General features: G+C 73.1%; 15 protein-coding genes. 10 read left to right on the top strand and 5 right to left on the bottom strand.

What is annotated here, in order from left to right:
* Positions 1–18 precede the first annotated feature (18 nt).
* The gene (locus AB0K43_RS18565) at positions 19–1,917 is read right to left on the bottom strand and encodes a long-chain fatty acid--CoA ligase (RefSeq protein ID WP_363640945.1); all 1,899 of its coding nucleotides are present in this window, start codon (positions 1,915–1,917) and stop codon (positions 19–21) included.
* Positions 1,918–2,217: 300 nt separating this feature from the next.
* Between AB0K43_RS18565 and AB0K43_RS18560 the strand changes: the two genes are divergently transcribed.
* Entirely contained in the window at positions 2,218–3,951 is a 1,734-nt protein-coding gene (locus tag AB0K43_RS18560) for an ABC transporter ATP-binding protein (protein ID WP_363640943.1), read from the top strand.
* Positions 3,952–4,118: 167 nt separating this feature from the next.
* Complete coding sequence (locus AB0K43_RS18555; RefSeq protein ID WP_363640982.1) at positions 4,119–6,017, top strand: ABC transporter ATP-binding protein; 1,899 nt, start codon at positions 4,119–4,121, stop codon at positions 6,015–6,017.
* Here the strand turns inward: AB0K43_RS18555 and AB0K43_RS18550 are convergent.
* Positions 5,993–6,922: an EamA family transporter gene (locus tag AB0K43_RS18550; RefSeq protein WP_363640941.1), complete on the bottom strand. Its 930-nt coding sequence runs from the start codon at positions 6,920–6,922 to the stop codon at positions 5,993–5,995. The genes AB0K43_RS18555 and AB0K43_RS18550 overlap by 25 nt on opposite strands.
* A 102-nt stretch (positions 6,923–7,024) precedes the next feature.
* Here AB0K43_RS18550 and AB0K43_RS18545 point away from each other — a divergent pair, with 102 nt between their 5' ends.
* The 3 genes from AB0K43_RS18545 (at position 7,025) to AB0K43_RS18535 (ending at position 9,671) form a co-directional block, all read left to right on the top strand.
* A complete protein-coding gene (locus AB0K43_RS18545) occupies positions 7,025–7,546 on the top strand; it encodes a MarR family transcriptional regulator (RefSeq protein ID WP_363640939.1) in 522 nt (173 codons plus the stop codon).
* 59 nt (positions 7,547–7,605) lie between these two features.
* On the top strand, positions 7,606–8,499 hold the full coding sequence (locus AB0K43_RS18540) for a sigma-70 family RNA polymerase sigma factor (protein WP_363640937.1): 894 nt from the start codon (positions 7,606–7,608) through the stop codon (positions 8,497–8,499).
* Positions 8,500–8,600: 101 nt separating this feature from the next.
* Positions 8,601–9,671, top strand: coding sequence for an FAD-dependent oxidoreductase (locus tag AB0K43_RS18535; protein ID WP_363640935.1), 1,071 nt, complete (start codon positions 8,601–8,603; stop codon positions 9,669–9,671).
* Positions 9,672–10,163: 492 nt separating this feature from the next.
* On the opposite strand, the gene lepA is transcribed toward AB0K43_RS18535, so the two are convergent.
* Positions 10,164–12,032: a translation elongation factor 4 gene (lepA, locus tag AB0K43_RS18530; RefSeq protein WP_363640933.1), complete on the bottom strand. Its 1,869-nt coding sequence runs from the start codon at positions 12,030–12,032 to the stop codon at positions 10,164–10,166.
* A gap of 190 nt (positions 12,033–12,222) precedes the next feature.
* Here lepA and AB0K43_RS18525 point away from each other — a divergent pair, with 190 nt between their 5' ends.
* The 3 genes from AB0K43_RS18525 to AB0K43_RS18515 all read left to right on the top strand — a co-directional run bounded on the left by AB0K43_RS18525 (position 12,223) and on the right by AB0K43_RS18515 (position 14,089).
* On the top strand, positions 12,223–12,528 hold the full coding sequence (locus AB0K43_RS18525; RefSeq protein ID WP_363640931.1) for an antibiotic biosynthesis monooxygenase: 306 nt from the start codon (positions 12,223–12,225) through the stop codon (positions 12,526–12,528).
* A gap of 171 nt (positions 12,529–12,699) precedes the next feature.
* Positions 12,700–12,966, top strand: a complete 267-nt coding sequence (gene rpsT / locus AB0K43_RS18520; RefSeq protein ID WP_350640779.1) for a 30S ribosomal protein S20 — start codon at positions 12,700–12,702, stop codon at positions 12,964–12,966.
* Between the two features lie 406 nt (positions 12,967–13,372).
* Positions 13,373–14,089 carry a hypothetical protein gene (locus AB0K43_RS18515; protein ID WP_363640929.1) on the top strand — a complete coding sequence of 239 codons (717 nt, stop codon included), beginning with the start codon at positions 13,373–13,375 and terminating at the stop codon, positions 14,087–14,089.
* A 50-nt stretch (positions 14,090–14,139) separates the two neighbouring features.
* On the opposite strand, the gene holA is transcribed toward AB0K43_RS18515, so the two are convergent.
* Entirely contained in the window at positions 14,140–15,135 is a 996-nt protein-coding gene (gene holA / locus AB0K43_RS18510; protein WP_363640927.1) for a DNA polymerase III subunit delta, read from the bottom strand.
* An 81-nt stretch (positions 15,136–15,216) separates the two neighbouring features.
* Between holA and AB0K43_RS18505 the strand changes: the two genes are divergently transcribed.
* Positions 15,217–15,480: a hypothetical protein gene (locus AB0K43_RS18505; protein ID WP_363640924.1), complete on the top strand. Its 264-nt coding sequence runs from the start codon at positions 15,217–15,219 to the stop codon at positions 15,478–15,480.
* Between the two features lie 122 nt (positions 15,481–15,602).
* Positions 15,603–16,472, top strand: coding sequence for a helix-turn-helix transcriptional regulator (locus AB0K43_RS18500; RefSeq protein WP_363640922.1), 870 nt, complete (start codon positions 15,603–15,605; stop codon positions 16,470–16,472).
* 64 nt (positions 16,473–16,536) lie between these two features.
* Here the strand turns inward: AB0K43_RS18500 and AB0K43_RS18495 are convergent, their stop codons facing one another.
* On the bottom strand, positions 16,537–19,107 hold the full coding sequence (locus AB0K43_RS18495) for a ComEC/Rec2 family competence protein (RefSeq protein ID WP_363640920.1): 2,571 nt from the start codon (positions 19,105–19,107) through the stop codon (positions 16,537–16,539).
* Positions 19,108–19,123: the final 16 nt, after the last annotated feature.

The raw sequence follows: 19,123 nt of genomic DNA, 5'->3' as shown, positions 1-19,123 counted from the left end.
CGTGCGGGACCGGTGACGTCACGCCTCGTTGGTGCCCGCGTACATCTCGGTGACCGCGTCCGCGTAGGTCTTCTCGACCACCGGGCGCTTGATCTTCAGGCTCGGCGTGAGCTCGCCGTGCTCGATGTCCAGGTCGCGCGGGAGCAGGGTGAACTTCTTGATCGTCTGCCAGCGCTGGAGCTCGCCGTTGAGGCGCTGCACGAAGCCCTCGATCAGCGCGTGCGCCTGCGGGTCGGCGACCACCTCGGCGTAGGACTTGCCGGCCAGGCCGTGCTCGGCCGCCCACGGCATGATGACGGCCTCGTCCAGGCCGATCAGCGCGGTGCAGTAGTTGCGGCCGTTGCCGATCACCAGGACGTTGGAGACGAACGGGCAGATCGCCTTGAACTTGCCCTCCACCTCGCTGGGCGCGACGTACTTGCCGCCCGAGGTCTTGAACATGTCCTTCTTGCGGTCGGTGATCCGCAGGTAGCCGTCCGGGCCGAGCTCGCCGATGTCACCGGTGTGGAACCAGCCGTCCGGCTCCAGCACCTCGGCGGTCTGCTCGGGCAGGTTGTGGTAGCCGCGCATCACGCCGGGGCCGCGCAGCAGGATCTCGCCGTCCTCGGCGATCCGCACCTCGGTGCCGGGCAGCGGGGTGCCGACCGTGCCGACCCGGAAGTCCTCCGCGCGGTTCACCGTGGAGCCGGCCGAGGTCTCGGTGAGGCCGTAGCCCTCCAGCACCGGCACGCCGGCGCCGGCGAAGAAGTAGCCGATCTCGGGCGCGAGCGCGGCGCTGCCGGAGACCGAGCCGCGCAGCCGGCCGCCGAAGGCCGCCCGGATCTTGGCGTAGACCAGCTTGTCGGCGACCGCGTGCTGGACCCGCAGGCCGAGCGGGGCGCTGTCCCGGCCGTTGGCGACCCGGTTGGCCTGGGTGGTGCGGGCGTACTCCCGGGCCACCCCGGCGGCCCACTGGAAGATCTTGTACTTGGCGCCGCCCTCGGCCCTCGCCTTGCCCGCTATCCCGTTGTAGACCTTCTCGAAGATCCGGGGCGCGGAGGCCATCAGGGTCGGTCGGATCACCGGCAGGTTGTGGATGATCCGGTCCACCCGGCCGTCCACCGCCATCACGTGGCCGGTCGCGATCTGGCCGGAGATCAGGGTCTTGCCGAACACGTGGGACAGCGGGAGCCACATGAACTGCACGTCCTCGGAGCGCAGCAGACCGCTCTCCTGCTGCGCCACGCCCTCGTACGCCCAGCAGTCGTGCACCAGGCGCACCCCCTTGGGGCGACCGGTGGTGCCGGAGGTGTAGATCAGGGTGGCCAGCTGCTCCTTGTCGATCGCCTCGACCGCCTTCTCGACCGCGTCGGGGTGCTCGGTCAGGTACGCCGCGCCGCGCTCCTCCAGCTCGGCCAGCGAGAGCACGGTCAGCCCGGCCGCGTCCACCGGCTCGGCCGGGGCGTCGAACAGCACGACGTACTCCAGCGCGGGCAGCTTGTCCCGCTCGGCGACGGCCTTGGCGAGCTGGGCCCGGTTCTCCGCGAACATCGCCCGACAACCCGCGTTGGCCAGGATGAAGGCCGACTCGTCCGCGTTGGTGCTGGGGTAGACGGTGGTGGTGGCGGCGCCCGCGCACATGTTGCCGAGGTCGGCGAGGATCCACTCGATCCTGGTGGCCGAGGAGATCGCGACCCGGTCCTCGGAGCCGATGCCCAGCGACATCAGGCCGGCGGCCACGGCCGTGACCCGGGCCGAGGTCTGCGCCCAGGTGAGCGAGCGCCACTGCTCGGCGCCGGGAGCGCCGTCCGCCGCGTGCTCGTCCACCGGGACGGGGTACCGGTAGGCCTCATGGTCGGGCGTGGCCTCTACCCTGCTGAGGAAAAGGTGGGCCACGGAGGGCGGACGCCGCTCGATCATGGACTGCACGCTGCTCAACGAGGACCTCCGGGGGGCGGGTGGCCAAGGGTGGAGTGGACGGCGGTTGTGGGGGGCAGCCGCGTCGGCCGTCCCGTTGACCCGGTGAGCTTATTAACCCGCGAGTAACAAGACAGCAATCAGCAGCCTAGGGGGTACGGGGCCGTTCCGTAAGGGGGTCACGGCGGGTGGCACGCCCGCGGACCGGCAGTGCAAAGGACTGTACAAGCCCGCAGGTTCGACGCCGAAGAGGCCGGACGCTTGCGGTACGGAATCAAAAACGGGGATGCGCGACATCCCGGCGACGACGAGAGTGTCACGGTGCTCATCAGACTGCTCCGGGCCCATCTGCGGCCCTACTCCCGACCGATCTTCCTACTCGTCCTGCTCCAACTCATCTCCACCATCGGCATGCTGTACCTGCCCACGCTGAACGCCGACATCATCGACGACGGTGTGCTCAAGGGCGACACCGGCTACATCCTGCGGATCGGCGGCGCGATGATCGTCGTCTCGCTGGCCCAGGTGGTCTGCTCGATCGGGGCCGTCTACTACGCGGCCCGCACCGCGATGGCGGTCGGCAAGGACATCCGCGCCGCCGTCTTCGACCGGGTGCAGAGCTTCTCGGCCCGCGAGCTGGGCCAGTTCGGCGCCCCCTCGCTGATCACCCGCACCACCAACGACGTCCAGCAGGTCCAGATGCTCACCATGCTGGCCTTCACGCTGATGGTGGCCGCGCCGATCATGTGCGTCGGCGGCGTGATCATGGCGCTCAACCTGGACGTGCCGCTGTCCGGCCTGCTGCTGCTGGTGATCCCGCTGCTCGGCGCCGTGGTGGTGATCCTGATCCGCCGGCTGCGTCCGCAGTTCCGCGGCATGCAGACCCGGATCGACGGGGTGAACCGGATCCTGCGCGAGCAGATCACCGGCATCCGGGTGATCCGCGCCTTCGTCAAGGACGGCCACGAGCAGCAGCGGTTCGGCACCGCCAACGAGGAGCTCGCCGACGTCTCGCTCAAGGTCGGCCGGCTGCTCTCGTTCATGTTCCCGGCCGTGATGGCCGTGGTGAACCTCTCCAGCATCGCCGTGCTCTGGTTCGGCGCGCACCGGATCGACAGCGGCGCGATGCAGGTCGGCGCGCTGGGCGCGTTCCTGTCCTACCTGATGCAGATCCTGATGAGCGTCATGATGGCCACCTTCATGTTCATGATGGTCCCGCGGGCCGAGGTCTGCGCCGAGCGGATCCAGGAGGTGCTGGCCACCGAGTCCAGCGTGGTCCCGCCCCTCGCCCCGGTCACCGAGCTGCGCTCGCACGGCCACCTCGAACTGCGCGGCGTGGAGTTCCGCTTCCCGGGCGCCGAGGCCCCGGTGCTGCGCGGCATCGACATCAGCGCGCGCCCCGGCGAGACCACCGCCGTGATCGGCTCCACCGGCAGCGGCAAGTCCACCCTGCTCGGCCTGATCCCCCGGCTGTTCGACGCCACCGGCGGCCAGGTCCTGGTGAACGGCGTGGACGTCCGCGAGGTCGCCCCCGAGCGGCTGGCCGAGGTGATCGGCCTGGTCCCGCAGAAGCCGTACCTGTTCACCGGCACGGTCGCCTCCAACCTCCGCTACGGCCGGCCCGAGGCCACCGACGAGGAGCTCTGGCAGGCGCTGGAGACCGCGCAGGCCAAGGACTTCGTGCAGGGCCTCGACGAGGGCCTCGACGCCCCGATCTCGCAGGGCGGCTCGAACGTCTCCGGCGGCCAGCGCCAGCGCCTGGCGATCGCCCGGGCGCTGGTCCGCCGGCCCGAGATCTATCTGTTCGACGACTCCTTCTCGGCCCTCGACTACGCGACCGACGCCAGGCTGCGCCGGGCGCTGGCCGCGGAGACCGCGGACGCCACGGTGGTCATCGTCGCCCAGCGGGTCTCCACCATCCGCGACGCGGACCGGATCATCGTGCTCGACGAGGGCGCGGTGGTCGGCAGCGGCACCCATCACGAGCTGATGGCCGACAACCCGACGTACCGGGAGATCGTGCTCTCCCAGCTCACCGAGCAGGAGGCGGCGTGACCACCGCGAAGCAGGGCCCCGCGACCGGCGGCCCCGCGAACGAGAGGCCGGCCGACGGCAAAGCCGCCGGTCCGGCCGCCGGCAAGGTCGACAGCAAGGTCGACGGCACGGTCAGCGGCTCCCAGGAGGCGGCCGCCCGGCGCGGCGGCCCCGGCCCCGGCCGGTTCATGGGTGCCCAGGGCGCCGAGAAGTCGATGGACTTCAAGGGCTCCGGCCGCCGCCTGCTGGCGCTGCTCCGCCCGCAGCGGGCACTGCTCTACGGCGTGCTGGCGCTGGGCACCGTCAGCATCGGCTGCGCCGTGGTCGGCCCGAAAATCCTCGGCCGGGCCACCGACCTGATCACCGCGGGCGTGGTCGGCAAGGCGATCCCGGCCGGGCCGACCCGCGAGCAGGTGATCGCGGCCAAGCGCGCGGCGGGCGACGGCGGCATCGCCGACGTGCTCTCCACCGTCGACTTCACCCCCGGCCGGGGGATGGACTTCGACGCCATCGGCACCGTGCTGCTCTGGGTGCTGGCGATCTACCTGGCCTCCGCGGTGTTCGGCATCGTCCAGGGCCGGCTGGCCACCAAGGCGATCCAGCGGACGGTCTTCGACCTCCGCCAGGAGGTCGAGACGAAGATCTCCCGGCTGCCGCTGAGCTACTTCGACAAGCAGTCCCGCGGCGAGGTGCTCAGCCGGGTCACCAACGACATCGACAACATCGGCCAGTCCATGCAGCAGACCATGGGCCAGGTGGTGAACTCGCTGCTGACCATCGTCGGCGTGCTGGCGATGATGTTCTGGATCTCCTGGCTGCTGGCGCTGATCGCGCTGATCTCCGTCCCGCTGTCGGTGGTCGTGGCGACCCGGGTCGGCAAGCGGGCACAGCCGCAGTTCGTCGCGCAGTGGCGGACCACCGGCAAGCTGAACGCGCACATCGAGGAGATGTACACCGGCCACGCGCTGGTCAAGGTCTTCGGCCGGCAGAAGGAGGCCGCCGAGATCTTCCGCCGGGAGAACGAGGACCTCTACGAGTCCAGCTTCAAGGCGCAGTTCATCTCCGGGATCATCCAGCCCGCGATGATGCTGATCGGCAACCTCAACTACGTGCTGGTCGCGGTGGTCGGCGGCCTGCGGGTGGCGAGCGGTGCGCTCACCGTCGGCGATGTGCAGGCCTTCATCCAGTACTCCCGGCAGTTCAGCCAGCCGCTCACCCAGGTCGCCTCGATGGCCAACCTGGTGCAGTCCGGGGTGGCCTCCGCCGAGCGGGTCTTCGAACTGCTCGACGCCCCGGAGCAGAGCCCGGAGCCGGCCGTGCCCCAGCGCCCGGCCGAGCTGCACGGGCGGGTCGCCTTCGAGGACGTCTCGTTCCGCTACGACCCGGACAAGCCGCTGATCGAGAGCCTGTCGCTGAAGGTCGAGCCCGGCCACACGGTCGCCATCGTCGGCCCGACCGGTGCCGGCAAGACCACCCTGGTCAACCTGCTGATGCGGTTCTACGAGGTGAGCGGCGGCCGGATCACCCTGGACGGGGTGGACATCTCCGCGATGGCCCGGGAGGACCTGCGGGCCGGGATCGGCATGGTGCTCCAGGACACCTGGCTGTTCGGCGGCTCGATCGCCGACAACATCGCGTACGGCGCCCAGGGCGCCACCCGCGAGCAGGTGGTCGAGGCGGCGAAGGCGGCCCACGTCGACCGCTTCGTGCGCACCCTCGCCGAGGGGTACGACACGGTGATCGACGACGAGGGCAACAACGTCAGCGCCGGTGAGAAGCAGCTGATCACCATCGCCCGGGCGTTCCTGGCCCAGCCCAGCATCCTGGTGCTGGACGAGGCGACCAGCTCGGTGGACACCCGGACCGAGGTGCTGATCCAGCGCGCGATGGCCCGGCTGCGGACCGGCCGGACCAGCTTCGTGATCGCCCACCGGCTCTCCACCATCCGGGACGCGGACGTGATCCTGGTGATGGAGGACGGGTCGATCGTCGAGCAGGGCTCGCACGACGAGCTGATCACCGCCCAGGGCGCCTACCACCGGCTCTACCAGGCCCAGTTCGCTCAGGCGGTCGCCGAGGTCGACTGAGTCCGCGGGGTGAGCGGGGGGAGGTCGACGCCGTCGGCCTCCCCCTTCGGCCGTTCCGGGCGCGGCTGCCCGAGCAGGGTGGAGCCGAGCGCGACGGCCATGCCCAGCAGTTGGAGCACCGTCAGGTGCTGGCCGAGGGCGGCCCAGCCGATCACCGCGGCCGAGACCGGGCTGAGCAGTCCGAGCAGGGCGGCCGAGGCGGCCGGCAGCCGGCCCAGACCCGCGAACCAGATCCAGTACGCCAGCGCGGTGTTGACGATCGCCAGGTAGCCGTAGCCGAGCAGGTTGGCGCCGCTCAGCGCCGGTGGCGCGCCCTCCGCCAGCAGGCCGGCCGGGAGCAGCAGCAGCCCGCCGGCGGTCAGCTGCCAGCCCGTCATGGCCAGCGGGCCGACGCCCTCCGGGCGGCCCCAGCGCTTGGTCAGCACGGTGCCGGTGGCCATGCAGGCGGCGCCGGCCAGGCCGGCCAGCAGGCCTGGCCCGTCCAGCCGGGCGGTGGCCTTCAGCACCACCAGGGCCACCCCGAGCACCCCGGCGACGCCCGCCAGCAGGGCCCGCCGGCTCACCCGCTCGGCCAGCAGCGGGACGGCCAGGCCGGCCGCCAGCAGCGGCTGGACGGAGCCGAGCACCGCCGCCACCCCGCCGGGCAGCCGGTAGGCGGCGAAGAACAGCAGCGCGAAGAAGATCCCGATGTTCAGCGCGCCGAGCAGGGCGGCCCGCCACCACCAGTGGCCGCGCGGCAGCACCCGGGTGACCGCCAGCAGCACCAGCCCGGCGGGCAGCGCCCGCAGGGTGGCGGCCAGCAGCGGCCGGTCGGGCGGCAGGAACTCAGCGGTGACGGCGTAGGTGGAGCCCCAGGCGAGCGGCGCCAGCGCGGTGATCAGCAGGGTGCGCGAGGAAGGAAGCATGAAAGTAACTTAGCACTAAGCTACTCGCCGCAAAGCTGCTTTTTACCAACTAGCTCTCCGGCAAGCAGCTTGCCGGAAAGGCAGTTGTGCCAGACTTGCCCCATGAACCGCAGCTCCGCCGACAGCCCGCAGTCCGACCCGGTCGACGCCATCGCCGCCCAGTGGCGGCGCGAGCGACCCGACCTGGCCCCGCAGACCGAGGCGATGGCGGCCTTCGGCCGGATCTACCGGATCGCCAAGGCCATGGGCGAGCGTGCGGAGCAGGCCTACGCCCCGTACGGGATCGGCCGCGGCGAGTTCGACGTCCTCGCCACCCTCCGCCGGGCCGGCGACCCATACACGCTCTCGCCGCGCGAGCTGACCGCCACCCTGATGCTCACCACCGGCGGGATGACCGGGCGGCTGGACAAGCTGGAGCGGGCCGATCTGATCGCCCGCTCCCCCGATCCGCACGACCGGCGCGGCCTGCGGGTCACCCTCACGACGGCCGGGCTGGACGTGGTCGACCGGGCCGCGGCGGCCGGGATGACCGTGCAGCAGGGCGTCATGGCGGCGCTCGGCACCGAGGACGCCGCGGAGCTGAACCGGCTGCTGCGCGCCCTGCTGGCGGCCGCCGAGGGCTGACCGCCCCGAGTGCCGGAGGCGCTCTGCTGCGGCGCCAGCCACCGCGCTACCGTGGCCCGGTGAGTGACGAAGGATCGGCCCCGTCGGCCGAGGTGGACCAGTTCGAGGCCAACCGGCGCTATCTGGGCGCCGTCGCGTACCGGCTGCTCGGTTCGCTGACCGATGCCGAGGACGTGCTGCAGGAGGCCTGGCTGCGCTGGCGTGCCGTGGAGCGCCGGCAGATCGCCGATCCTCGCGCCTACCTCAGCACCGTCGTCACCCGGCTCTGCTACGACCAGCTCGGCTCGGCCCGGGCCCGCCGGGAGGCGTACTTCGGCGAGTGGCTGCCCGAGCCGCTGGTGGCCGAGGAGGACTCCCCCGCGCACCGCGCGGAACTGGGCGAGTCCGTCTCGCTCGCGATGCTCGCCGTGATGGAGCAGCTCAGCCCCGCCGAGCGGGCCGCCTTCGTACTGCACGACGTCTTCGCCGTCCGCTTCGAGGAGATCGCCGCCTCGCTCGACCGCACCCCCGAAGCCGTCCGCCAGCTGGCCTCCCGGGCCCGCCGCCGGGTCCGGGACGGCGGGCGGCACGGCGGGGTCGACCCGGCCGAGCACCGGCAGGTGGTGCACGCCTTCGCTGCCGCCACCACCAGCGGCGACCTGGAGGGGCTGCTGGCCGTGCTCGACCCCGAGGTGGTCTGGCACTCCGACGGCGGCGGCGTGGTCCGTGCCGGTGCCCGCCCGGTCCACGGTGCCGACAAGGTGGCCCGACTGGTGCTCGGCCTGATGCGCCGCGCCTTCACCCCCGGCTCGACCGCCTCCTTCGCGTTCGCCCTGGTCAACGGCGAGCCCGGGATGGTGTTCCACGAGACACCGGGCCGGATCGGCGGCGTGCTGGCCTTCACCGTCCGGGCCGGCCGGATCACCGAGGCGTACATCGTGGTCAACCCGGAGAAGCTCACCCACCTGGCGTGACCGGAGCCGAGTGTGACGCGCGACACGGTCACACTCCGGCGGGCTGCGCCGTCCCCTTCCCGAAACGCGCGGAGAACCGCGCTCCGCAGGAGGAGGACGAGATGACCGGGCAGCAGCACATCGTGGTGATCGGCGCGGGCTACGCGGGCCTGAGCGCGGCCACCCGGGCCGGGCGCCGCCACCGGGTGACCCTGATCGCCCCCGAGGACCGGTTCCTGCACCGGGTCCGCCAGCACGAGGCGGCGGCCGGTCGGCCCGAGCACCGGCCCGCGATCGAGCGGGTGATCCGCGGCCGCCGGATCACCCACCTGCGGGCCCGGGCCACCGAGCTGGACCTGGCGGGCCGCAAGGTCCTGCTGGATTCGGGCGAACGGGTCGGCTACGACACCCTGGTGTACGCGCTGGGCAGCCGAACCGCCCGGCAGAGTGTCCCCGGGGTCGCCGAGCACGCGCTGACCACGGAGCGGGCCGCCGAGATCCGCCGCAGGATCGCCGCGGCGCCCCGGCCCGGCACCCTCGCGGTGGTCGGCGGCGGTGCCACCGGCATCGAGCTGGCGGCCGAGCTGGCCGAGGCGCACCCCGCCTGGCGGATCCGGATCGTCGCCGCCGGAGCGGTCGGCGGCTGGTTCTCCGCCAAGGGCCGGGCCCACGTGCTGCGGGTGCTGGAGCGGCTGGGCGTCGAGGTGCACGAGCACACCGAGGTCACCGCCGTCACCGCGGACGGGCTGAGCACCGCCGGCGGCCCGGTGGCGGCCGACCTGGTCGCCTGGGCCGCCTCGCTGGAGCCGCACCCGCTGGCGGCCGAGGCCGGCCTGACCGTCACCGAGCGGGGGCAGGCCGTGGTCGACGGCTACCTGCGCTCGGTCTCGCACCCGGAGGTGTACGTGATCGGCGACGCCGCGGCCGTCACCGTCCCGGGCACCGGCGCCCTGCGGATGGGCTGCGCCACCGCCCAGCCGATGGGCCTCTACCTGGGCAAGCGGCTGGCGGGGAAGACCTCCGAGCCGTTCGCCTTCCGGTACGGCGTGCAGTGCCTGAGCCTCGGGCGGCGGGAGGCCCTGATCCAGCTGATCCACGGGGACGACTCGATGCGGCCGGCCGCCGTCACCGGGGCGCCGGCCCGGCTGACCAAGGCCGCCATCGTCAACGGCGTGGTGCTGGCGCTGCGTTGAGGCCGGCCCGCCCCACCGGAAGATCTTGCCGAAGTCCGACCTGCTGGCACAGTCCGGCACATGATGATCACCGAAGACGCCTACGAGGTCCGCTACGGCTGGACCACCCGGGCCGCGCTGCCGGCCGGCGCCGGCCTGCTCCTCGTCCCACTGGTCCTGTTCGTCGGCCTGTCCGGCAGGTACGAGATCGCCGGGTACTCGTTCCGCGGGTGCCTGCTCCACCCGGTCCTGCCGGCCGTGGGGGTGCTCTGCCCGCTGGTCCTCGGCTTCCGGGCGTTCTCCGGCAAGGTGGCACTGCGGGTGGATGCCGAGGGCATCACGCTCGGCGGCCGGCCCGGGCGCTACGCGGCGACCACGGCGCACCTGCCGTGGAGCGAGGTGGCCGGCGTGTCGCTGTGGCTGGCCCGGTCCCCGGCTCCGAGCGGCCCGGGAACGGGCCTGGGCCGCCCACCGTCTCGCGACGGTGGGCGGCCCAGGGCCTGCTCCGGAGTGCTACTTCTTCTCCTTCGGGGCATCCGCGTCGGTGGACAGCGCGGCGATGAAGGCCTCCTGCGGGACCTCCACGCGGCCGACCATCTTCATCCGCTTCTTGCCCTCCTTCTGCTTCTCCAGCAGCTTGCGCTTACGCGAGATGTCACCGCCGTAGCACTTGGCGAGGACGTCCTTGCGGATCGCGCGGACCGTCTCACGGGCGATCACCCGGGAGCCGATGGCGGCCTGGATCGGCACCTCGAACTGCTGGCGCGGGATCAGCTTCTGCAGCTTGCCGGCCATCATCACGCCGTAGTTGTAGGCCTTGTCCTTGTGCACGATCGCGGAGAAGGCGTCCACCGCGTCGCCGTGCAGCAGGATGTCGACCTTCACCAGGCTGGCGCTCTGCTCACCGATCGGCTCGTAGTCGAAGGAGCCGTAGCCGCGGGTCTTGGACTTCAGCTGGTCGAAGAAGTCGAAGACGATCTCGGCCAGCGGCAGCGTGTAGCGCAGCTCGACCCGGTCCTCGGAGAGGTAGTCCATGCCCTGCAGGTTGCCGCGGCGGGTCTGGCACAGCTCCATGATGGCGCCGACGAACTCGTTCGGGGCCAGGATGGTGCCGCGCACGACCGGCTCGTACACCTCGGCGATCTTGCCGGTCGGGAACTCGCTCGGGTTGGTGACGGTGTGCTCCGAGCCGTCCTCCATCACCACCCGGTAGATCACGTTGGGCGCGGTGGAGATCAGGTCGAGGTTGAACTCGCGCTCCAGCCGCTCCCGGATGATCTCCAGGTGCAGCAGGCCGAGGAAGCCGCAGCGGTAGCCGAAGCCGAGCGCGACCGAGGTCTCCGGCTCGTAGACCAGCGCGGCGTCGTTCAGGCGCAGCTTGTCGAGGGCGTCGCGCAGCAGCGGGTAGTCGCTGCCGTCCAGCGGGTAGAGGCCGGAGAACACCATCGGACGCGGGTCCTTGTAGCCGCCCAGCGCCTCGGTCGCACCCTTGTGCATCGAGGTGATGGTGTCACCGACCTTGGACTGCCGGACGTCCTTCACACCGGTGATGATGTAGCCGACCTCGCCGACGCCGAGGCCGTCGGCGACCTTCGGCTCGGGCGAGATGACGCCGATCTCCAGCAGCTCGTGGGTGGCGCCGGTGGACATCATCGCGATCCGCTCACGCTTGGTGAGCTGGCCGTCGACCACCCGGACGTAGGTGACCACGCCGCGGTAGGAGTCGTAGACCGAGTCGAAGATCATCGCGCGGGCGGGGGCGGCCTTGACGCCGACCGGGGCCGGGATCTGGTCGACCACGTGGTCGAGCAGGTCCTCGACGCCGAGGCCGGTCTTGGCGCTGACCTTGAGGACGTCCGCCGGGTCGCAGCCGATGATGTGCGCCAGCTCGGCGGCGTACTTCTCGGGCTGGGCGGCCGGCAGGTCGATCTTGTTGAGCACCGGGATGATCGTGAGGTCGTTCTCCAGCGCCAGGTACAGGTTGGCGAGGGTCTGCGCCTCGATGCCCTGGGCCGCGTCGACCACCAGGACGGTGCCCTCGCAGGCCGCCAGGGAGCGGGACACCTCGTACGTGAAGTCCACGTGGCCGGGGGTGTCGATCATGTTCAGGATGTGCGTGGTACCGGCGTTCTCGCCGGTCCGGGGGGCCCACGGAAGGCGGACCGCCTGCGACTTGATGGTGATACCGCGCTCACGCTCGATGTCCATCCGGTCGAGGTACTGGGCGCGCATCTGCCGGGGGTCGACCACACCGGTGATCTGCAGCATCCGGTCGGCGAGCGTGGACTTGCCGTGGTCGATGTGGGCGATGATGCAGAAGTTGCGGATCACCGCCGGGTCGGTCCGGCTGGGCTCTGGCACGTTGCTGGGGGTCGCGGGCACCTTGGTCCGATTCTCCGTTGGTCCGGGGGCCGGGGTCTGCGGGTCATCTCTGACCGCCTTCCCGGCGACCGGACGGTCTCGTCCGATCGATATGGTTGCGCCCATCTTCCCACGAGCCCGGCGTACCGTGCCGGTCAGCTCGTCCCGGCGCCTTCCCCGGGCGGCCGCGGATGCGGCAGGATGCCCCTCCATGATCCTGGAGAGCGTGCTGCTGGACGTCCGGCCCGGGCAGGAGGAGGCCTTCCTGGCCGCGTTCGGGCGGGCCCGGCCGCTGATCTCGGCGCAGCGCGGGTTCCGCTCGCTGGAACTGCGGCGCTGCCTGGACGAGGGGCGCTCCTCGCGGTTCCTGCTCCAGGTGGGGTGGGAGACCCTCGAGGACCACACCGAGGGCTTCCGGCGCTCGGCCGAGTACCAGGAGTGGCGGGCCCTGCTGCACCACTTCTACGCGCCGTTCCCCGAGGTCGAGCACTACGGGGAGCCGGTGCTCCGGGGCTAGGGCTCGGCCCGCGTCCGGGCCCCGGGGGCGGCCGAGCCGGTTTGGGGCGGGGCCGGGGCCCCTGCTAGCCTGGGTCGCTGCACCTGGCCTCGGCATGCCCTCTCGGCTGGTTCGACGGCCGCCGGGTGCAGACCCGTTCCACATCGAATTCACACAGACTGAGGCTCCTTCGTGGCGAACATCAAGTCCCAGATCAAGCGCAACAAGACCAACGAGAAGGCGCGCCTGCGCAACAAGGCCGTCAAGTCCTCGCTGAAGACCGCTGTGCGCAAGGCCCGCGAGGCCGCTGCCGCCGGTGAGGTCGAGAAGGCCACCGAGCTGGCGCGCGCCGCCTCCCGTGCCCTCGACAAGGCCGTGAGCAAGGGCGTCATCCACAAGAACCAGGCCGCCAACAAGAAGTCGGCGATCACCAAGCGCGTCAACAACGCCGCCGCCTGATTCTCGCTCCACGCACCACCACCGGGCCCGAGCCCGGACGGACGGCGTAGCCGGCGGCCCTCTACCCGCCCCGCGCCGACCATGCCTCGACGGCCGCTCCGGCCCTCTATCCGGAAGCCCGAGGCGCACGACTCCGTACCGCACGCGGCCTGCGTTCGCCACGCGGGTGCGGTACACAGCAACAGATCGACAGGCGTCGCAGCCGAGCCCAATTCCCCGGGCAGCTGCGGCGCCTGTCGGCGTTTGCGGGGCCTGGCACGGCGGTGGGCACCGGTATGGTTCGGTGCGACCGTCGAAACCGCAGTGCAGGACAGGCCAGCTGGGGGCACCGATGCCGACACCACCACCGCCGAACGTGCCCTCCTCGCCCTACGGGGCCGCGCCGGCCCATCAGGTGGGACATCAGGTGGGGCGGCAGGGCGGCCCGCCGCCGACCGGGTACGGGCCGACGCCGGGCGGGTCCGCCGTCCGGCCCCCGAAGGGTGGCGGCCGCGGGCTGCTGTGGGGGGTGGGCGGCGCGGTGCTGGCGTCGGCGGTCTGGGTGGCCGCCGTCCTGACCGTCCCCGGGATCGTCACGCGCGGCGAGGCCAAGGCACCGGACCTGGCCGCCTACGAGGTGGTGGGGAACCTGTGCGAGACGGTCAAGCTGGCCAAGTTCAGCCAGCTCTACTCCGCGCAGAGCGGGACGCCCTACCACTACACGACCAGGCACGCGGCGCTGGACGACATGTACTGCAGCCAGTACCGCAAGAAGCTCAGCAGCGACAGCGACTACGTCTCGCTCTACCTGGACGTCCAGCTCCACCGGAAGGTGGACCCCCGAGCCGAGTTCGAGGCGCAGCGCTCGGGGTTGCAGCAGCGCAAGTACGAGATCAGCGCGGTGCCCTCGCTCGGCGACGACGCCTACCTGGGGTACCTGGACGACACCAGCGGCTCGGACAAGACCTGGCACTACCTCACCCAGGTGCTCTACGTCCGCCAGGGCGGCATGACCTACTACGCCAGCTGGTCCGGCTCGTACCAGGAGGGCAAGTCGGCGGTGGTGCCGAGCCGGGAGGAGATCCGGCAGGCCCTGCTGATCGACAGCCGGGACGCCCTCAAGGCGCTCGGCGGCCGGGTCTGAGCCGCCAGGGTCCGTCAGGGGGCGACGGGGCTGCCTGGTACGGGCGGTGCCTAGTACGGGCGGGCGCCGGCCCGGGAGGCGCGGGCGACGGCGACCACGGCCCGCTCCAGCGCGTAGGCCGGGTCGTCGGAGCCGCCCTTGACGGCGGCGTCGGCCTGGGCGATCGCGGTGAGCGCGGCGGCGACGCCGTCACCCGTCCAGCCGCGCATCTGCTGGCGGACCCGGTCCACCTTCCAGGGCGGCATGCCCAGCTCCCGGGCGAGGTCGGCGGGGCGCATGTTCCGCCCGACGGTGGCCAGCCGGCCGATGCTGCGGACGCCGGCGGCCAGCGCGTAGGTGATGCCGGTGGGCGGCTGCCCGACCGCGAGGGCCCAGCGCAGCCGCTCCAGTGCCTCGGCCGCCCGGCCGGTGACCGCGAGGTCGGCCACCTCGAAGCCGGTGGCCTCGGCCCGGCCGCTGTAGTACGTGGCGACCGCCGTCTCGTCGATGGTGCCCTCGATGTCGGCGGTGAGCTGGCTGCAGGCGGCGGCGAGCTCGCGCAGGTCGCTGCCGAGCGAGTCGAGCAGCGCCTGGCTGGCCTCCGGGGTGGCGGCCCGGCCGAGCTGGCGGAACTCGTTGCGCACGAAGGCCAGCCGCTCACCGGCCTTGGTCAGCTTGGCGCAGGCCACCTCACGGGCGCCGGCCTTCTTCGCCGCGTCCAACAGGCCCTTGCCCTTGGCGCCGCCGGCGTGCACCAGCACCATGATCACCTCTTCGACGGGCGCGTCGAAGTAGGCCTTGACCTCCTTGACCGAGTCGGCCGAGAGGTCCTGGGCCGCCCGGACCACGATCACCTTGCGCTCGGCGAACAGCGAGGGCGTGGTCAACTCGGCCAGGCTGCCGGGCTGCAGCGCGCCGGGGGCGAGGTCGCGGACATCGGTGTCCGGGTCGGCGGCCTTCGCGGCCGCCACCACCTCGGCGACCGCGCGGTCGAGCAGCAGCTCCTCCTGGCCGACCGCGAGGGTCAGCGGGGCGAGCAGGTCGTCGGGTGCACTCTTCCTGGCCATCGCGTACCAGCATCGCACGAGCCGCGGACACCACCGGCACCTGCGTGCCGAGCACCCGAACGGGGGCTGGACAATGGTGCGATGACCGCGAACCACAGCCGCCAACTGCTCGTCCTGCCCGACCGCGACTGCGCCGAGGAAGCGGCCGAGCGGCTGTCCGGGGAACTGCCCGGGCTCGCGCGGCCGGAGCTGGTGCGGGACGCCCTGGCGGGTGAGGACGACGCCGAGGACGCCCAGTGGCTGGTGGTGCTGGAGGCTCCCGGGGCGGACGGCTGGTCGGCGGAGCAGCTGGTGCTCCTGGACGGGATCGCCGCCGGCCTCGACGGCTGGCGCGAGGAGGACTGACCGCCGCCCGCCCCGGCCGTGGCCACGGCCGGCTCGCTGCGCCCGCGCCGCCGGAGCCACCCGACCTGACAGGGATCGGCCGCCGCTGACCGTGCGTCGGGCCGGCCGGGCAGGATGGGCCCATGGAGATGGATCGCCGTGAACTCGCCGACTTCCTCCGCCGCTCCCGGGAACGGCTCCGCCCGCAGGACGTCGGCCTGCCGGACGGGCCCCGCCGCCGCACCCCGGGCCTGCGGCGCGAAGAGGTGGTCCAGCTGGCCGGGATGTCGGCCGACTACTACATCCGCCTCGAACAGGCCCGCGGCCCCCAGCCGTCCGGCCAGATGCTGGGGGCGCTGGCCCGGGCGCTGCGGTTGACCGAGGACGAGCGCGACCACCTGTTCCTGCTCGCCGGGCACCGCCCGCCGGCCGGCCGGCCCTCCGGCGAGCACATCAAGCCGGGGCTGCTGCACCTGCTCGACCAGCTGAAGGAGACGCCGGCCCAGATCGTCAGCGACCTCGGCGACCTGCTGGCGCAGAACGCCATCGCCACCGCCCTGTTCGGCGGGGTCTGCCCGCTGGATCCGGACAATCGCAACGTGGTCTGGCGCTGGTTCACCGACCCCGCCACCCGGGCCGCCTATCCGGTCGAGGAGCACGCGCACTGGGGCCGGGTGCACGTGGCGGACCTGCGGGCGGCCGTCGCCCGCCGGGCGGGCGACGCTCCCTCGGCCGCGCTGGTCAAGCGGCTGCGGGCGGCCAGCACCGAGTTCTCCGGCCTCTGGGACCTGCACGAGGTCGCCGTCCGCCGCTCCGGCCGGATGCGGGTGGTGCACCCGGTGATCGGCCCGGTGAACCTGGACTGCGAGACACTGCTCACCCCGACCGAGGACCAGCGCCTGCTGATCTTCACCCCGCCGCCCGGCACCTCCGACGCCACTCACCTGGAGCTGCTCCGGGTGGTGGGCACCGAGCGGTTCGACTCCGGGGGGCTGCGCCGGGAGCGGGTCTGACCGCCGTTGGTTGCACCGGCCGCACCGGCTGTAGCGGCGGTACCGGTCACTCCGGTCACTCCGGTCACTCCCGGAACGGGTGCGGGTGGACCGCGGTCGCCAAGGTGGCACCCGTGCCCAGAACGGCGATGTCACCGGAGAGGTCGGTGCGCAGCACCGTCGCCCCCTGGGCCCTGAGCCGGTCGACCGTGCGCGCCGAGGGGTGCCCGTACGGGTTGCCGGCGCCGCAGCTGATCAGGGCGAGCCGGGGGTGCAGGGCCGCGGCCAGGGCCCAGTCCTGGTTGGCCGAGCCGTGGTGGGCGACCTTGAGCACCTGAACCGCCGGCGGACGCACCTCCGGCGCCCGCCCAGCACCCGGCGCCTGCCAACCGCTCGACGCCTGCCCACCCCACGGTGGCGGTCCGCGCCGGAGCAGGGCCGCCTGGGCGGGCGGCTCCAGGTCACCGAGCAGGGCGATCCGCAACGCGTCCGCGGGTGGGCCCACGCTCGCGAGGACGGCGATGCTGGCGTTGTTCGCCCCCGGGGTGTCGGGACCCGGTGTGCCGTCCGGCCACAGCACCTCCCAGGACAGCTCGGGGCCGGCGGTCCGGCGCTCGCCGCGCTGGGCGCGCAGCAGTGGCACCCGGGCCGCGGCCGCCCAACCGGCCACCCGGCCCCGCTCCCCCGCCGGGGCGTCCAGGGTGGTGGTCTGGACGGCCCCCACCTGCCGCCCGCGCAGGACGCCGGGCAGGCCCTCGACGTGGTCAGCGTGGAAGTGACTGAGGATCAGGATCGGGATCCGGGTGATCCCGAGGTCGCGCAGGCAGGCGTCGGCGGCCTGGGGATCCGGGCCGGTGTCCACCACGACCGCGGTGTCGGCGGTCAGCGGGAGGACGGCCATGTCGCCTTGGCCGATGTCGCACAGGACGAGTCGCCACCCGGGTGGTGGCCAGCCGGTGGCGAGTCTGGTGAGGCCCGGCGGCCGCAGCAGCGCGATCGGCAACAGCAGCGCGCAGGCCACGGCGAGTGCCCGGCGGCGGCGCCGCCGACCCGGGTGCCGGTCGGCGGGCCGAGCGAGCAGCGCCGGGCCTGCCCAGCACAGCGCGAGTACCGTACCGGCCAGCAGCGCCGCTCCTGGCAGCCCGGCAGGCCAGGCGAGTTCGGCGCCGGGCAGCTCGGCGCCGCGGCGGGCGACCAGCACCAGCCAGCCGGCCGGCACCGCCGCCAGGTCCGCGAGCAGGCAGGCCGCCCGGTGCGAGAGCGGGTCGACGGCGAGCACGGCGAAGCCGAGCAGGGTGGCCGGCCCGACCGCGACCTCGGCCAGCAGGTTGCAGGGGATGGCGACCAGGCTGACCCGGGGCGCCAGCAGGATGGTGACGGGTGCGCAGAAGGCCTGCGCCGCCGCCGTGGCCGCCGCGGCGGTGGCCAGATGGTGCGGCCAGCCGCGGCGACGCAGCGCGGCCGCCCACCGCGGGCCGAGGGTGAGCAGGCCCGCGGTGGCCAGGGCGGACAGCAGGAAGCCGAAGGAGCGGGCGAGGTACGGGTCCCAGAGGATCAGCAGGAGTGCGGCGCCGGCGAGGGCGGGCAGTGCCGGCCGTGGGCGGCCGCAGGCCAGCGCGAGCAGCCCGATCAGGCCGGTGGCGGCGGCCCGCAGGACGCTCGGGTCCGGGCGGCAGACCGTGACGAAGGCGAGGGTCAGCGCGGTGCCGAGCAGGGCCGTGCCGCGCAGGGAGAGCCCGAGCAGCCGGGCCAGTCCGCCGCGCTCGGTAGTGCCGGCCCGGCTCGGGGAGCCCAGCAGGACTGCCAGCACGATACCCAGGTTCGCGCCGCTGACCGCGGTGAGATGGCCGAGGTCGGTGGCTCGGAACGCGTCTGCCAGCTCCTGCGGCAGCCGCGAGGTGTCACCGACCACCAGCCCCGGGAGCAGCCCGCCCGGATCGGCCGGCAGGTGCTCGCACGCCGCCCTGAGCCCGCCGCGCAGCCGGGCGGCCGCTCGCTGCGGGAGGCTGGGCGGAGCGAGCAGCCGTGGCGGACCGTGGACGAGCAGCAGCGCCGCGGTGTCGTGCCGGTCGGGGCCGGCCGGCAGCACCCGGACGTCCGCGCCGAGCCGGGTGGACGGGATCACCGATCGCCAGGCAGCGGCGTCCTGCGCGCGGACCATCAGGGTGACGGGCGTACGGGTGGCGGTCGGGGGTGGGTGGCCGGGGCCCTCCTGCCGGACCAGGTCGACCAGTGCCGCCACCGTGAGCAGTGGAGGAGCGGCCGCCGTGCCGCGGGCCCGGGGGCTGTGCGACCTGGGGTCACCCGCCACGGTCAGCTCCACCACGATGTCGGGGGTGGGGAGGCGCTCGGCCGTGGCGGCGGAATTGGGTACGGCGGTGGTGTCCGGGGCAGTGGTGTCCGGTGCGGCAGTGGTGTCCGGCACGGCGATGGGGGGCGGGTCGGCCAGGGCGGGGATGGGGCCGCGGTGGAGCTCCGCGGTGTGCAGGACGGCGGTGGCGGTGGCGGCGGCGCCGGTGAGCAGGGCGGCCGCCAGCAGCATCGCCCCCGGCCGGTGGCGGGCCTTCGGGAGGGCGAGGGCGAGCAGCGCCGCGGCCGCGCCCGGAGCGGCGATGAGCAGCAGCAGCGGATGGTGCCGGGGGTCGGTTTCGAGCACGGCCGCCGTGACCGCC

This window comes from Kitasatospora sp. NPDC049258 (assembly GCF_040678895.1).
Classification (GTDB): domain Bacteria; phylum Actinomycetota; class Actinomycetes; order Streptomycetales; family Streptomycetaceae; genus Kitasatospora.
The sequence above is the reverse complement of the archived record's forward strand: the minus strand, read 5'-3'. Positions and strand labels throughout refer to the sequence as shown.